The sequence below is a fragment of the Micromonospora sp. II genome (assembly GCF_001709195.1).
Classification (GTDB): Bacteria; Actinomycetota; Actinomycetes; order Mycobacteriales; family Micromonosporaceae; genus Micromonospora; species Micromonospora chalcea.
Genome location: NZ_LYXF01000059.1, coordinates 1 through 14,695 on the forward strand (window position 1 = coordinate 1; position 14,695 = coordinate 14,695).

At 72.6% G+C, this 14,695-nt stretch carries 16 protein-coding genes; 8 read left to right on the forward strand and 8 right to left on the reverse strand.

Annotated features, from left to right (window positions below; all coding sequences use genetic code 11):
• Positions 1-179 precede the first annotated feature (179 nt).
• Positions 180-1,556, reverse strand: coding sequence for an MFS transporter (locus A8711_RS25365; RefSeq protein WP_069089558.1), 1,377 nt, complete (start codon positions 1,554-1,556; stop codon positions 180-182).
• 154 nt (positions 1,557-1,710) lie between these two features.
• On the opposite strand from A8711_RS25365, the gene A8711_RS25370 reads away from it, so the two are divergent.
• Positions 1,711-6,147, forward strand: coding sequence for an HAD-IC family P-type ATPase (locus tag A8711_RS25370; RefSeq protein WP_069089559.1), 4,437 nt, complete (start codon positions 1,711-1,713; stop codon positions 6,145-6,147).
• Here the strand turns inward: A8711_RS25370 and A8711_RS25375 are convergent.
• Together A8711_RS25375 and A8711_RS25380 are read right to left on the reverse strand one after the other, a co-directional pair.
• A complete protein-coding gene (locus A8711_RS25375; protein WP_069089565.1) occupies positions 6,144-7,091 on the reverse strand; it encodes an L-threonylcarbamoyladenylate synthase in 948 nt (315 codons plus the stop codon). The two genes, A8711_RS25370 and A8711_RS25375, sit on opposite strands and share 4 nt — an antisense overlap.
• A gap of 20 nt (positions 7,092-7,111) precedes the next feature.
• Complete coding sequence (locus A8711_RS25380; RefSeq protein ID WP_069089560.1) at positions 7,112-7,741, reverse strand: helix-turn-helix domain-containing protein; 630 nt, start codon at positions 7,739-7,741, stop codon at positions 7,112-7,114.
• 65 nt (positions 7,742-7,806) lie between these two features.
• On the opposite strand from A8711_RS25380, the gene A8711_RS25385 reads away from it, so the two are divergent.
• The gene (locus tag A8711_RS25385; protein WP_069089561.1) at positions 7,807-8,397 is read left to right on the forward strand and encodes a dienelactone hydrolase family protein; all 591 of its coding nucleotides are present in this window, start codon (positions 7,807-7,809) and stop codon (positions 8,395-8,397) included.
• Between the two features lie 3 nt (positions 8,398-8,400).
• On the opposite strand, the gene A8711_RS25390 is transcribed toward A8711_RS25385, so the two are convergent.
• From A8711_RS25390 to A8711_RS25400, 3 genes are read right to left on the reverse strand one after another with little or no spacing between them, the layout of a single operon-like run.
• Positions 8,401-9,081: a hypothetical protein gene (locus A8711_RS25390; protein ID WP_069089562.1), complete on the reverse strand. Its 681-nt coding sequence runs from the start codon at positions 9,079-9,081 to the stop codon at positions 8,401-8,403.
• 53 nt (positions 9,082-9,134) lie between these two features.
• Positions 9,135-9,521 carry a VOC family protein gene (locus A8711_RS25395; protein WP_069089563.1) on the reverse strand — a complete coding sequence of 129 codons (387 nt, stop codon included), beginning with the start codon at positions 9,519-9,521 and terminating at the stop codon, positions 9,135-9,137.
• The gene (locus A8711_RS25400; RefSeq protein WP_043327664.1) at positions 9,518-9,823 is read right to left on the reverse strand and encodes a helix-turn-helix transcriptional regulator; all 306 of its coding nucleotides are present in this window, start codon (positions 9,821-9,823) and stop codon (positions 9,518-9,520) included. The genes A8711_RS25395 and A8711_RS25400 overlap by 4 nt, the downstream gene beginning before the upstream one ends.
• 53 nt (positions 9,824-9,876) lie before the next feature.
• Between A8711_RS25400 and A8711_RS25405 the strand changes: the two genes are divergently transcribed.
• Positions 9,877-10,425, forward strand: a complete 549-nt coding sequence (locus tag A8711_RS25405) for an AAA family ATPase (protein WP_069089564.1) — start codon at positions 9,877-9,879, stop codon at positions 10,423-10,425.
• Between the two features lie 79 nt (positions 10,426-10,504).
• Positions 10,505-11,239: an LPXTG cell wall anchor domain-containing protein gene (locus tag A8711_RS25410; protein WP_064448027.1), complete on the forward strand. Its 735-nt coding sequence runs from the start codon at positions 10,505-10,507 to the stop codon at positions 11,237-11,239.
• Between the two features lie 66 nt (positions 11,240-11,305).
• Here A8711_RS25410 and A8711_RS25415 read toward each other — a convergent pair whose 3' ends face one another.
• Entirely contained in the window at positions 11,306-11,704 is a 399-nt protein-coding gene (locus A8711_RS25415) for an ester cyclase (protein WP_064448028.1), read from the reverse strand.
• Positions 11,705-11,851: 147 nt separating this feature from the next.
• Here A8711_RS25415 and A8711_RS25420 point away from each other — a divergent pair, with 147 nt between their 5' ends.
• Complete coding sequence (locus A8711_RS25420) at positions 11,852-12,736, forward strand: aminoglycoside phosphotransferase family protein (protein WP_064448029.1); 885 nt, start codon at positions 11,852-11,854, stop codon at positions 12,734-12,736.
• Positions 12,737-12,782: 46 nt separating this feature from the next.
• Positions 12,783-13,346 carry a dihydrofolate reductase family protein gene (locus A8711_RS25425; RefSeq protein ID WP_064448030.1) on the forward strand — a complete coding sequence of 188 codons (564 nt, stop codon included), beginning with the start codon at positions 12,783-12,785 and terminating at the stop codon, positions 13,344-13,346.
• Positions 13,347-13,403: 57 nt separating this feature from the next.
• Here A8711_RS25425 and A8711_RS25430 read toward each other — a convergent pair whose 3' ends face one another.
• Positions 13,404-13,790, reverse strand: a complete 387-nt coding sequence (locus A8711_RS25430; protein WP_064448031.1) for a MerR family transcriptional regulator — start codon at positions 13,788-13,790, stop codon at positions 13,404-13,406.
• A 95-nt stretch (positions 13,791-13,885) separates the two neighbouring features.
• Here A8711_RS25430 and A8711_RS32975 point away from each other — a divergent pair, with 95 nt between their 5' ends.
• Both A8711_RS32975 and A8711_RS32205 read left to right on the forward strand, forming a co-directional pair.
• A complete protein-coding gene (locus A8711_RS32975) occupies positions 13,886-14,500 on the forward strand; it encodes an NADPH-dependent FMN reductase (RefSeq protein WP_124778812.1) in 615 nt (204 codons plus the stop codon).
• Positions 14,449-14,695 (forward strand): DUF4259 domain-containing protein (locus tag A8711_RS32205; RefSeq protein ID WP_255365693.1); only part of this gene is annotated, 247 nt, incomplete at its 3' end. The genes A8711_RS32975 and A8711_RS32205, both read left to right, overlap by 52 nt.

A 14,695-nucleotide genomic window follows, 5' to 3' on the forward strand; every position in this document is an offset into this window, starting at 1 on the left:
TCATTGCCATGGCCATGCTCAGCCTCGGCGGCCACCGACCCGAACTACCCCGCCCATGAACACCCGACCCACACATCCGTCACAAGACCCATAATCATGACCAGGAGTCATACCGCAGTCAGGCGATGCCTTCGGCAGGAGCGTTACTGCGCGTGAGCGGCGACCGGGCCGGCAACGCCTCAGCCCGCCGGGCGAGGCACCACTCGACCGGCAAGGGTCAGGCCGAGCAGGCCGCAGCCCGCTGCCACCGCCAGCGTGGTCGCGTAGCTGGCCGGGCCGGGTGACGCACCGGCGGCCAGGACGGCGCCGGTCAGCGCCAGCACGGTGGCCGCGGCGAGCGAGTCGCCCAGTTGCAGCGCCGAGCTGTTGCGGCCCTGCTCGGCCGGGGCCGACTGCTCCAGGGTGAGCACCGACAGCGACGGGTAGAGCAGTCCCATGCCGAGCCCGGCCACGGCCCAGGAGAACACCGCCGGCAGCACCGGCAGCCCGGGCAGCAGCGCCGACGCGACGCCCGCCGTACCGATGGTGATGCAGGCCAGCCCGGCCCGGGGCAGGCTCGCCGCCGACCGGGGCGAAGCGATCCGGCCCTGGATCCACGAGCCCACCGACCAGGACAGCGCCCCCACGGTCAGCACCAGGCCGGCGCCGGTGGGCGAGAAGCCGCGCTCCCGCGACAGCATCAGCGGGATCACCACCTCGGCGGCCACGAACGCCGCCGACGCCAGCGCGCGCAGGCCGATCACCGTCGGCAGACCGCGTGCCGCGCGCAGGAACCCGGACGGCAACAGGTGCGGCACGCAGACGAACAGCCCGGCCAGCGCCCCGGCGGTCAGGGCGGCGGCGAGCACGCCGCGCTGCTGCCCCCCGTAGTGCAGCAGTGCGGCGCTCGCCCCCGCCCCGCAGGCCCAGCCGACGCGGGCCAGCGCGCCCGCGGGCGGCCGGGTCGGCACGGTGCCGGCCAGCGCCTTCAGACCCGGCTGGATCAGCAGCGCCGCCGGAATCGCCACCGCCGGTACCGCGAGGAACACCCATCGCCAGCCCAGATGTTCCACGATCAGGCCGGCCAGCGCCGGGCCGACCAGCGACGGCACCACCCAGGCCGCGGCGAACGCGGCGAAGATCCGCCGCCGCAACTGCTCCGGGTACGCCTGACCGACCACCACGTAGAGCGCCACCGAGACGAGTCCGGAACCGAAGCCCTGCACCACCCGCCCGACGACCAGCATCTCCATGGTCGTCGCGGAACCGGCCACGACCAGCCCGGCGACGAACCAGGCGACGCCGTGCCACATCGCCGGCCGTGGTCCGCGCGCGTCGCACCAGATGCCGGAGGCGACCATCGCCACCACGCCGGAGGCGAACGAGCCGCCGAACGCCAGCGCGTACAGGCCGAGCCCGTCCAGCGCGCGGGCCACCGTCGGCATGGCGGTGCCCACCGCCAGCGCCTCGAACGCGAGCAGGGACACCAGGGCGACGCTGCCCACAGTCATCGCCCGAAGGCGCGGCGACCACAGGTCGACGGGTGGATCGGCCGGGAGGGCGGCGGTGCTGGTCATGGGCTACAGCCTCGGACCTCACCCCGGGTTGAGGTCAACTGTGGTCCCCGTCTCGTCCGGYGGGAACGACCGGACCCCGAACTTCTGCCGTCCGGGTGGCATAACGGACGCCGCGCCGGGAAGTCGGGCCGCCGGGACGAGACCGGGAGGCGAGATGGCGCTGGGACGCTTCGCCGGCCTCCTGCTGTCCCCGACGGTCGTACCCACCAAGGTCTCCGAGGTCGCGGGAAGCGTGGGTACGGCCGCCGCCCGGCTGGCCCGGCTCACCGGACTGACCAGCCGCCGGGTGTGGTCGCAGGACGGCCGCCACCACATCGAGGTGCACGGCGTCTGCCAGGACGGCGGCGACCGGCTCGCCCGTCAGGTCGAGGCAGCGCTGGAGTCGATGCCGGGCGTGACCTGGGCGCGGGTGAACGCGCCGTCCGGCCGGGTGGTGGTGGCGACCGGGGAGCCGGCGCCGAAGCTGCGCGATCTGATCGCCACAGTGGCCCGCGTCGAGCAGACCTGCCCGTACGAGCCGGACCCGGAGATCGAGCCGCCGCAGCCGCCCGAGGACGGCCCGCGTACGGCGCGCACGTTCGGCGCGCTGCTGTCCGACGTGCTCGGACTGGGCATCTCCGCCGCCACCCGGGTGCTGCCGCTCACCCCCGTGCCGGCCGAGGTCGCCGGGCTGCTCGGCGCCGTCGACCTGCACCCGAAGCTGCACGCGCTGGCCGGGCTGGGCATCCGCGCCGACCCGCGCGCCGAGGTGCTGTTCCCGCTGGCCGAGGCGGTGGTGCAGGGTCTCACCGGCGGCTGGGCCGGGATCGTGCTGGACGGCGCGCAGCGCGTCGTGCAGTGGGGCGAGGGGGCCGCTCAACTGGCCGCGTGGCGGCGGGCCGAGCCACACCTGACCGGTGACCCGGAACGGGCTGTGGCCCGGGTGCCGGACGGCGAGCGGCCGTGCCCGGTGCCGGACGGGCAGCCGGAGCGCTACGCCAAGCGGGTACTCCCGGCCGGCGCGGTCGCCGGAGCGGCGGCGCTGCCGGTGCTGGGACCCAAGCGGGCCGCCGCGCTGGCACTGTCCTCGCTGCCGAAGGCGCCCGGTTCCGGCCGCGAGGGTTACGGCGCCCAACTGGGCCGGATGCTCGCCCGGCGCGGCGTGATCGCGATGGACCGCAGCGTGCTGCGTGAGCTGGACCGGATCGACACGGTGGTGCTGGACGCGGCGGTGCTCGGTTCGGACCGGGGGGTGCTGGCCGACCTGGCGCCGCTGGCCGACGCCGACACCGGGCAGGTCGCCGCCCGGGCGTTCGCGCTGTTCGACCCGGCCGAGCCGGACGCGGTACGCGCCGCCGACGGCTGGCGGATCGGCCCGCTGGACCGGCTCGGCGCCGACGATCCCGGGGACACCGCGGACAGCGCGCGGCTGCGCGCCGACGGTGGACGGCTGCTCGGGCTGGCCGAGAACGGCCGGCTCGCCGCCGTACTGCGGGTCGAGCCCGAGCCCGCACCGGGCGTGGACGCGCTGGCGTCGGCCGCCCGGCAGGCGGGCCTGCGGCTCGTGGTCGGCGGCGCGGACGACGGCCGGTACGACTTCGCCGACCTGCTCGTACCCGGTGGTGCCCGGCTCGCCGGCGCGGTGCACGACCTGCAACGCGAGGGCGCGGTGGTGATGGTGGTCTCCGGCGAGCGGTCGGCGCTCGCCGCCTCGGACTGCGGCCTCGGCGTGTACGGCCCGGAGGACCTGCCCCCGTGGGGCGCGCACCTGCTGGTCGGCGACGACCTGCGGGTACCGGCACTGCTCATCGACGCGGCCGGGGTGGCCCGCCGGATGACCGAGCAGAACATCCGGATCGCCATGGCCGGCACCGGGCTCGGCGCGCTCGGAGCATTCACCGCCGACCGTCGGCGGCTGCCCCGCCCGACGCTCGCGGCGGTGAACGGCGCGGCGGCGCTCGCGTTCGCGCACGGCGTGTTCCGGGCGCACCGGCTGCCGGACCGCACCGGCGTACCGGTGCCCGCGCTCAGCGCCTGGCATCTCATGCCGGTGGAGACCGTCCTCGAACAGCTCGGCACCGACGCGTCCGGGCTGACCGAGGGCGAGGCGACCCGGCGGCGGCGCGTCGAGGTCGGCGACGAGCACGGTCCGGCCGGGCTGCTCCGCTCGTTCGTCGAGGAGCTGTCCAACCCGCTCACCCCGGTGCTGGCCGCCGGTGCGGTGCTCTCCGCCGCGTTCGGCTCACTCGTCGACGCGGCGCTGGTCGGCGGCGTGGTGGGCGGGTCGGCGCTGGTCGGCGCGGTGCACCAGCGCAACACCGAACGGTCGCTGGCCGAGCTGCTGTCCCGCTCGGCGGTCACCGCCCGGGTTCTGCGCGACGGCGCGGAACGGGTGGTGCCCGCCGAGGAGCTGGTACGCGGCGACGTGATCACGATCAGCTCCGGGGACGCCGTACCGGCCGACTGCCGGGTGCTGACGAGTGACGGGCTGGAGGCGGACGAGTCGTCACTGACCGGTGAGTCGCTGCCGGTGGCGAAGAGCCCCGACCCGGTGGTCGCGGCGGCCATCGCCGAGCGGCACTCGATGCTGTTCGAGGGCACCACAGTCGCCGCCGGGCACGGCACCGCTGTGGTGGTGGCCACCGGCGCGGAGACCGAGTCCGGGCGGAGCCTCGCGATGGCCCGGCAGGCCCCGCCCGCAAGTGGTGTGGAGGCGCGGCTGGGCAAGCTGACCAGCAGCGCCGTACCGCTGGCGGCCGCCTCGGCGATCTCGGTGGCCGGTGCGGGGCTGCTTCGGGGCGTACCCCTTGCCGAAACGGCGGCGACCGCCGCGAACCTGGCCGTGGCGTCGGTGCCGGAGGGGTTGCCGTTTCTGGTCAGCGCCGCGCAGCTGGCGGCGGCGCGGCGGCTGGCCGAGCACGGCGCCCTGGTCCGCAACCCCCGGACCATCGAGGCGCTGGGCCGCGTCGACGTGCTCTGCTTCGACAAGACCGGCACGCTCACCGAGGGAAAGCTGCTGCTGGCCGGGGTGGGCACCGGTGACGGCCGGTACGCCGTGCTGGGCGAACTGGACGAGCCGCTGCGGTCGACGCTGGCAGCCGCGGTGCGGGCCACCCCGTCCGCCGCCGACCCGGACGAGTTGCCGCAGCAGACCGACCGGGCGGTACGCCACGGCGCGGACGCCGCCGGGGTGACCGAGCGGACCGGCGCCGCGGAGTGGACCGCCACCGCCGGGCTGCCGTTCGAGCCGTCCCGGGGCTACAGCGCCGCTGTCGGCCGCTCCTCCGGCGGGCTGCTGCTGAGCGTGAAGGGCGCCCCCGAGTCGGTGCTGCCGCGCTGCGCGTCGCGGCGCACCGCGGAGGGGGACCGGCCGCTCGATGCGGCGGGGCGCGAGGAGGTGCAGGCCATGCTGGCCGGGCGGGCCGGGGCCGGGCACCGCATTCTCGCCGTGGCCGAGTGCCGGGTCTCCACCGAGCAGGTCAGCGACGAGCAGGTGAACGGGCTGGTCTTCGTGGGTTTCCTGACGCTCGCCGACGGGGTGCGGGACAGCGCCCGGCCGGCGGTGGCCCGGATCCGGGCCGCCGGCGTACACACCGTCATGATCACGGGCGATCACCCGGCCACCGCCGAGGCGATCGCCGCCACGATCAGCCCGGAGGACGGCGGCCAGCGCGTTGTCACCGCCACCGACCTGGACCGGCTGGACGACGCCGCGCTCGCCGAGCGCCTGATGGCCACCGACGTGGTGGCACGCTGCACGCCGGCGCACAAGGTACGGATCATTCAGGCGTTGCAGCGCCAGGACCGGACCGTCGCGATGACAGGTGACGGCGCCAACGACGCCCCGGCGATCCGGCTCGCCGACGTCGGTATCGCGCTCGGTCAACGGGGCACACCCGCCGCCCGCGCCGCCGCCGACCTGGTGGTCACCGACGACCGGCTGGAGACGATCATCGCCACGCTGGTCGAGGGCCGGGCCATGTGGTCGTCGGTGCGGCACGCGCTCAGCATCCTGGTCGGCGGCAACCTCGGCGAGATCGCGTTCAGCGTGCTCAGCGCCGCCGCGACCGGCCGTTCCGCCTTGAACGGCCGGCAACTGCTGCTGGTCAACCTGCTCACCGATCTCGCGCCGGCGCTCGCCATCGCGGTACGGCCGCCGGCCGACGACCGCGCCGACCACCTGCTACGCGAGGGTCCGGACTCCTCGCTCGGTGTGACCATGACCCGGGAGATCGGGCTGCGGGCGGCGTCGACCACGCTGGGCGCGACCGCCGGCTGGACGATCGCCAGGTGGACCGGCACCCAGCGGCGGGCCAGCACCGTCGCGCTGGCGTCCCTGATCGGCACTCAGCTCGGCCAGACCGTACTGGCCGGCGGCACCAGCCCCAGCGTGCTCGCCGCCACCGCCGCGTCGGTGGGCGCGCTGGTCGCGGTGGTGCAGACGCCGGGTGTCAGCCAGTTCTTCGGCTGCACCCCGATGGGACCCGTGGGCTGGGCAATCGCCACCGGCTCGGCGCTCGGCGCGACGTTCGCCAACGGCACGCTCACCAAGCTGATGGACCGCATGCCGCAGCCCGGCTCGCACGGGCGTCCCGACGCGGAACAGTTCTAGTGCCAGGTGGCGGCGGCCCGGCGCAGCCGGTCGTTTATCGCGCGGCCCACTCCGGTGTCCGGCACCGGCTCGGCGACGATCTCGGTCACCCCGGCCGCGTCCAGCCGGTGCAGCGCGTCGAACAGTCGCGCCGCCGCCGCGGTCACGTCGCCGTCGGGCGACAGCACCTCCACCGCCGCCCAGTCGCCGTCCGCCGGTGGCTCCCGGAAGGCCAGGAACCCCCGCCGGCCGCCGCCGGGATCGGCCGCCGCGCCCAACCGCAACGGGGTACGCGGGGCGTAGTGCGCGGCCAGCGTCCCGGGCGCGACGGGCTGACCGGAGCTGCCCTGGCGCACCTCGACCGGGCCGACCGCCTCGATGATCGCCTCGACCGGAAGCGCGCCCAGCCGCAGCACCACCGGCCGGTCGCCGCGCGCGTCCACGATCGTCGACTCGATGCCGCACCGGGTGGGCCCGCCGTCGAGCACCACGTCCACGGCACCGCCCAGCCCGGCCACCACGTGCTCGGCGCGTGTCGGGCTGAGCTGGCCGAACCGGTTCGCGCTCGGCGCGGCCACCGGCACGCCGGCCGCCGCGATCAGCGCCCGCGCCGACGGCTCGTCCGGTACGCGTACCGCCATGGTGTCCAGGCCGGAGGTGACGATCGGCGGGATGATCTCCGGTCGGTCCACGATCAGGGTGAGCGGGCCGGGCCAGAAGCGCTTCGCCAGCTCGGCCACCGCCGCCGGCACCTCGCCCACCAGCGCGGCCAGGTCGGCGGCGTCGGCCAGGTGGCTGATCAGCGGGTCGAAGCTGGGCCGCGCCTTGGCCTCGAAGATCCGGGCCGCCGCCCGCGCGTCGAGCGCGTTGGCGCCCAGGCCGTAGACGGTTTCGGTGGGAAAGGCGACCAGCCCGCCGGCGCGCAGAACGGCGGCGGCCTCGTCGATGCCGCGCTCGGCCGGCAGGACGCGCGGGGATCCGGTGCTCACGCTTCCGACGCTAGCCTGCTCTCTTCGCCGCCCCGGCGAGACCCCGTCGAAGGGGCGGGGTCCGTGTCCGGGAGCGTGGGCGCGTCCGTGGGGTAGAGGCCGGCGGCGAAGCCGTACACCTGGTCCCCGGCGCGGGGGATCTGCGCGAACCGCCGGGCCAGCGCCTGCACCTCCGCCCAGAACTCGCGGACGTCCTCGATCGGGATGCGCGCGTGCACGAGCGTGCACCGCAGTTCGTCGGCGGCGTGCGCGGCGGCCGCTTCAGCTGCCGCCTCGGCGAGGCCGTTGATCCGGGACACGACCTGCTTGTCCTCTGTCCGGGTGAGCGCGCCGACGTAGAAGGTGCGGGCGACACGCCCGTAGAACCGCTCTTCGATGGCGCGTACCCGCCGGGTCCGCACCACGCGCAGCAGCCCGGCGTCCACCAGTTGGTTCACGTGGTACGCGACGCTGCTCTTCGGCCGGTCGACCGCGCGGGCCAGCTCGTTCACCGTGGCGGCGCGTTCCAGGAGCAGTTCCAGGAGCGTGCTGCGCAGCGGGTCGGCGAGCGCGCGCAACTGCTCCGGGGCGGTGACCACGAGCAGGTCCTCGAGGTCGTAGTCCGGGATCCGCTGATTGACCGACATTTCTCGACCGTTCTAAAATTCTGGTTCGTTCGATAACTCTGGTCTGACAACTCAGGAGTGTAGTGATGGCCGAGATCGTGCTCTTCCACCACATTCAAGGACTCACCGACGGCGTACGCGCCCTCGCCGACTCCCTGCGCGCCGGCGGACACACCGTGCACACCCCGGACTTATTCGACGGCGAACGGCCGGCCGCCATTTCCGACGGCGCCGCGCTGGTCAAGAGCATCGGCGGCGACGTCCTCGACCAGCGCGCCGACGCGGTCGTCGCCGACCTGCCCGCCGACCTCGTCCACGCGGGTGTCTCCTGGGGCGCCGCCATCGCCCAGCGGCTCGCCCAGACCCGGCCCGGCGCCCGGGCCGCCCTGCTCTACGAAGCCTGCCTGCCGGTGACCGGTGAGTGGGCGATCGGCCCCTGGCCCGACGGCGTGGCGGTACAGGTGCACGGCATGGAGCAGGACCCGTTCTTCGGGCTGGAAGGCGACGTGGACGCCGCCCGCGAGCTGGTGTCGATCGTCGGCCCCGAACGCGGCGAGCTGTACGTCTACCCCGGCGACCGGCACCTGTTCACCGACAGCTCGCTGCCCTCGTACGACGCCGAGGCGACCGCGCTCGTGGTGAGCCGCAGCCGCGAACTGCTCGACCGGCTCGCCTGACGCCTACTCGTCACCCCGCAGCCGCGCCAACTCGGCCGCGTACTCGGCGTCGGTCAGCACCCCGCGCTCGTACTGCCGGGTCAGCGCGTGGATGTCACGCCGCCGCCCGGCGCTCGGCGCGGGCGGCCGGGTCCGGTCCGGACGGTCGACGCGGACCGGACCCGGCGCCGGGCTCGCCGCCGCGCGCTGCTCCGGGGGCCGGGCCTCGCGGTGGCACTCCCGCAGGTTCGCGAGGATCTCGTCGTAGTGCTCCGGCCAGGTGACCAGCCGGGTCAGCTCCAGGCGGAACGGCCGGACGATGGCGCCGGACTGGATCGGCGTCTGCACCGGCGCGCCGTCGGTCCGCTCGATGACGATCGCGTCGCGTCCCATGTCCAGACCCATTATCGAACTCGCACCGCTGTGGATCTCCACAACCGACGCCCACGGCACGGTGGTCGTGTGGAGCAGCGAACGGGAACGTATGCCGACGGGGCTCACCCAGACGCCGAGCATCGCGCGGCGGACCGCGACGGCGAGGACGCCGGCGTTCCACACTCCGAGGACCACCGCCTCCCGTTCCAGGAGATTGCCGCTACGGACCCCGAACACGATGAGCACGAAGTAACCGACCGCCAGCCCCGCCACGACCATGGAGCCGGAGGTGGCCAGGTCCAGCGAGTACGGGCGCCGCCACACCGTCATGCCGCCAGGGTGACCGATCGTGTCCAGCGGTTCAGCGCGGCGTCAGCGCCCGGCTACCGGTACTGTGCGATCTGGATCAGGTTGCCGCAGGTGTCGTCGAACACCGCGGTGGTCACCGGGCCCATGTCGACCGGCTCCTGGGTGAACAGCACGCCGAGGCCCCGCAGCCGCTCGTGCTCGGCGGCCACGTCGTCCACCGCGAACTGCGTCAGCGGGATGCCGTCGGCCGCGAGCGCCTCCTTGAACGCCTTGGCGGCCGGGTGCGCATCGGGCTCCAGCAGCAGTTCCACGCCGTCCGGGGCGTCCGGCGACACCACTGTCAGCCAGCGGTACTCGCCGGTCGGCACGTCGGTCTTCTTCACGAAGCCCAGCACCTCGGTGTAGAAGCGCAGCGCCTTGTCCTGGTCGTCGACGTACACGCTGGTGAGGTTGATTCTCATGGGTTCTCCTGGGTGGGTTCGGCGGACCTGAGCCATCGTTCGGTGACGGCCCGCAGCGGCCGGGTGTCGAGGTGGTGAAACTTGTAGCGACCCTGCCGCCGCGTGACGACCAGGCCGGCGGCCTCCAGGACGTCGAGGTGCTGGGAGATCGCCTGCCGGGACGACGTGACCTGGTGCTTCGTGGCCAGCCGCCCGCAGATCTCGAACAGGGTCTGACCGTCGCGCTCGGTCAGCTCGTCGAGGATCAGGCGGCGGGTGTGGTCGGCCAGCGCCTGGTACAGATCGCCCACGTCACCCACCATAGGCAAGTGACGGCTTGCCTATCAAGCGGATTGCCCGCCATTCGGAGGACGACATGCCCGGATACATCCTCACCGGCGCTCCCGGCTCCGGTAAGACAGCGATCCTCCGGCACCTGGAGATCGACGGGTACCCCGTCGTGGAGGAGGCGGCGACCGACGTGATCGCGCTTCACCAGGCGCTCGGACGACCGGAGCCGTGGCGTGAGCCGGGCTTCGCCGACCGGGTGCTGGATCTCCAACGGGAGCGCCGTCGCCGAGCCGCGGCGAACGCCGGCGAGGTCGTCTTCCACGACCGTTCGCCCGTCTGCACGCTGGCGTTGTGCCGCTATCTGGGCCGGGCCGCACCGCCCGCGCTGCTCGCCGAGATCGAGGGCATGACGGCGAATCGCCACTACGAACAAACCGTTTTCTTCGTACGCCATCAGGGCTTCGTCGAGGCGACCGCCGCTCGCCGGATCACCTTCGAGGAATCACTCGTCTTCGAGCGGATCCACGAGTTGACCTATCGCGAGGCCGGATTCGACCTCGCCGACGTGCCGGCCGGCCCACTGGCGAGCCGGGTCGCGACGATAAGAGAGGCGGTTGATCGACTGCGCCGTTAGCACAATCAATGCTCCTTGCGCTTCGGAGGGACGCCGGTAACATCTCCATGTTTTGATCTACACGGGGAGGAAAGTCCACATGCGATGGAAAATCCCGGCCGGCGCCCTGGTGGCGCTGGCCTTTGTGATTCCGGCGGCGCCCGCGGCGGCGCAGACCGCAGTGCCCGGGCTGAACGACGCCTGCCAGACGGTCGAACGCAAGGTGTACAAGGATTTCCGCGAGCTCGTCACCATCGACCTGGACACGGCCAACGTTTCCGAGCTGCGGCTGCTGGCCTACCGGCTCCTGGCCGAGGCACAGGCCGAATCGTTGCCCGTTCTGCCGGGCGAGATCGAGGAGCGACTGAAGGGCACCTCGGACGACCTTCGCGCATACCTCAAGAACGTGGAGAATCGCTGGGCGACGGCTCTGCGCGTCTCGATCGGCCAGACCATGACGGGTGCCGGCCCCAACGTGCGGGCCGCCGCGCAGAAGGTGCTCGACAACCCGTCCGTCGAGGCCTACCTCGCCTACCTGAACAACGGCCTGTACGAGGCTCGCGCGCTCGACTGCGCATCCCAGCCGACGCCGACGCCGTCTCAGCCCACGACCACGCCGACCGCGACGCCCAGCGCCACGTCGACAGTCGTGCCGCCCCTCAGTCCCTCCGCCAGCGTGGGCGTACCCGGCGGCGACGGTGGTGGCGAGGGTGGCGGCCTGCCGGTGACCGGCTCCGACACCGCGACAGTGGCCGGCATCGGCGGGGCGCTGCTGCTCCTCGGCGGCGCCAGCTACGTCATCGGACGCCGACGTCGTTCCCGCTTCGTCGCATAGCTTCCTGGGCGCGCCCAGCTCGATGTCGCATCGGGCTGGGCGCGCCGCGTTTCCGGATTCCCCCGGTCAGCCGGCGAGTTGCCGCCGCACCGAGTCGGTGTCCATCAGGTACGACATGTGCTTGAACTTGCCGTCCTGGAGCCAGTAGAAGGCGGTCTCGACGAACGAGACCGAGGCGCCGGTAGGTGCCAGGCCGTTCCACTCCTTGACGGGCGTTCCGGTGTCGACGAGGCGGGCAGCGATCCGGTCGCCCTCGACGACGAGATCCTGGATCTCCCAGTGGAGATCCGGCACCGCCTCGACGTGCTTGTAGAACTCGGCCACCATGTCCGCCATCCGGACCGGCGTGCCGTTCATGATCACCTCTTCGTGGGCGAAGTCGGCCATGCGGTCGAACTCCCGCTTGTTCGCCAGATCGACGTACCGCAGGTAGAAGTCACGCAGTTCCTCAGTGGTGGCGCTCATGATCGCTCGTTCCCCTCCGCATATTTTGTACCGCTCGGTTCGGAGCCAACCGTAGCAGGATTCTGTACCGATCGGTTCATGATCAGGATCACGCCGTGCTCCGAATTCGATTGACCGTGTGACCCGGCGGGTCCTACGGTCGCGTCGATGCGTCCGGGAGAGATCGTCGTCACTGTGGAACAGGTACGCGCCCTGGTCAGCGACCAGTTCCCCGAATGGTCGAGCCTGCCGATCGTGCCGCAGCCGCTGAACGGCACCGACAACGCGCTGTTCCGGCTGGGCGACTCCCTGACGGCACGGCTGCCACGGGCGCCGTGGGCGGTCGACCAGGTGACGACCGACGCGACCTGGCTGCCGCGGCTCGCCCCTCACCTCCCGGTGCCCGTGCCGGTGCCGGTCGCGGTCGGCCGACCCGGCGGGAACTATCAGTGGCCGTGGACCGTCGTCCCGTGGCTCGACGGGGACAACCCGCAATCCGGGCAGGACCACGTCGACCTCGCCGTCGACCTCGCCCGCTTCGTACGGGCGATGATCGCGATCGACCCGATGGACGGGCCGGTCAAGGAAGGCATTCAGCGCGGCGTACCCCTGGTGCAGCGCGACGAACTGACCCGCCGGTCGATCGCGGAGCTGGGCGACCGGATCGACGGCCGGGCGGTGACCGCGGCGTGGGACGAGGCGATGGCGGCGGACGAGTGGCCGGGACCGCCGATGTGGCTGCACGGCGATCTGCTGGCGGGCAACCTGCTGGTCGACCGGGGCCGGCTCACCGGCGTGATCGACTTCGGCGGTCTCGGCCGCGGCGATCCGGCCGTCGAGGTGCGACCCGCCTGGAGTCTGTTCGACGCCCGCGCCCGGGCCGCCTACCGGGAGGCGCTCGGGTTCGACGAGGCGACCTGGGTACGCGGTTGGGCCTGGATGCTGTCCGGATCGCTCTACTGGCTGGCGGACCTGTGGGACTCGATCAGCGAGTACGACCGCCGGGACACCATCCGCCACATCGACTACATTCTGCGTCACCGCCACGACTGACCTGCGGGGTCCGGTGTTGCGGGACCGACCGACGGAGGCATGCGCTGTGCGGAAATTGATCTACGGCATGAACCTGACAGTGGACGGCTACGTGTCCGCGCCCGGCGACGACATCGGGTGGGGCGAATCGAGCGACGAACTGTTCCAGTGGTGGCTCGATCAGGAGCGGGCGGTCAGCCTGTTCCTGTACGGGCGCCGCCTGTGGGAGAACATGAGCGGCTACTGGCCGACCGGTGACCAGCAGCCGGGCGCCACCCCGGCGCAGATCGAGTTCGCCCGGAACTGGCGGGACACGCCGAAGGTGGTGTTCTCCTCCACCATCGACAAGGTCGACTGGAACGCCCGCCTGTTCACCGGGGACGCGATCGCTGAGATAACCCGGCTCAAGGCCGGGGACGGCGGCCCGATGAGGGTCGGTGGCGCAGCCCTCGCGGGGGCGGCCATGCGGGCCGGGCTGATCGACGAGTACGAGATCGTCACCCACCCGGTCCTCGTGGGCGCCGGCACGCCGTTCTTCGGCGCGCTGGACGGCTGGTCGAAGCTCGACCTGGTGGAGACGCGGACGTTTCCCGGCGGCGTGACCCTGAGCAGGTACGCAACGAGGCGGTAGCGCCTTCCGTCTGCGGTCAGGGTCCAGCGCCTCCAGCCGGGTGCCGAGCCGGCGGCGTCAGGAGTCCAGTGCCGCTCCCAGATCGCAGAGCCTGGCGCCCGAACCGAGCAGTTCGAGCCGGGCCTTCAGGTCGGCCACGCGCTGCTCGGCCTCGGTGACGATGTGCTCGGCGACCCGACCCCAATCCTCGGGTCCCGGGTCGGCGGGAAGCGCGGAGAACAACTCGGCGATCTCGCGCACCGTCAACCCGACCCGCTGAGCGAGCTTGGCGACATGGATGCGGCAGGCCGCGGACTCGTCGAACCGGCGCTGGTTGCCTGCGGTACGCACCGCGTTGATCACGCCGTGCTTCTCGTAGAACCGCACCGCCGAGGGCGCCACTCCACTGTCGGCGGCGACCTCGCTGACGGTCGCGTATGCCACGACCGGGTTCGTGAGCGTCATGCCCTCACCGTACGCCGCGAGGGGTTGCTTCCCCCCGACGATGCGCGTCGATCCGGCTTGACTTCAACATATGTTCAACCCGCAGCGTGGTGGACATGACCGCTCCGACAGCACATGCCAATCACCACTCCACCACCGCCGCGCAGACCACGACGCGAGTCGCGGTGATCGCCTCCAGCCTTCGCAACGGGCGGATGAGCCCGACCATCGCCGAGTGGGTCGTCGCCGCGCTCCAGCAGAGCAGTGGCGTCAACGTCGACCTGATCGACCTCGCCGGGATCACCCTGCCCGACGACACCCGGCTTTCTCCCGGCGGCGGCCCGAGGACCGAGGTCGCCGACCGGATCGAAGCCGCCGACGCGTTCGTGTTTGTCACCCCGGAGTACAACCACTCCTACCCCGCATCGCTGAAGCGGCTCATCGACTGGCACTACGCCGCCTGGATGCTGAAGCCGGCCACCGTCGTCGCCTACGGAGTCCAGGGCGGGTACGCGGCGATCGAACACCTGCGCGGTGTCCTGTCCGAACTGAACATGGTCACCACGCGACGCTGCCTCGGACTGGCTGCCCCGTGGGAAGCCCTGGACGACAGCAACCGCTTCACACCCGCCGACGGCACGAACAAGGCGCTGGCCAGCGCGCTGGCCGAACTGGCCTGGTGGACCGCCGTCCTCACCGACGCACGCGTCAACCGTCCGTTCCCGGCCTGAGGTCCTCGAACCCCGAACTTCTTCCTTGCAAAGCCCTTGGCTTGGACGACGACCTGCCACAACTGGCGATCGAAGCACTTGACCGGGTCCTCGGCGACGACTCCGAGTGGCGGAGCCTATGGGGTGAGGCGGGAGCGAGTGAGTTCCCGCCGATCAAGAGGTCCTTGTCTTTCCGCATCTATCTGCGCCGTGGTC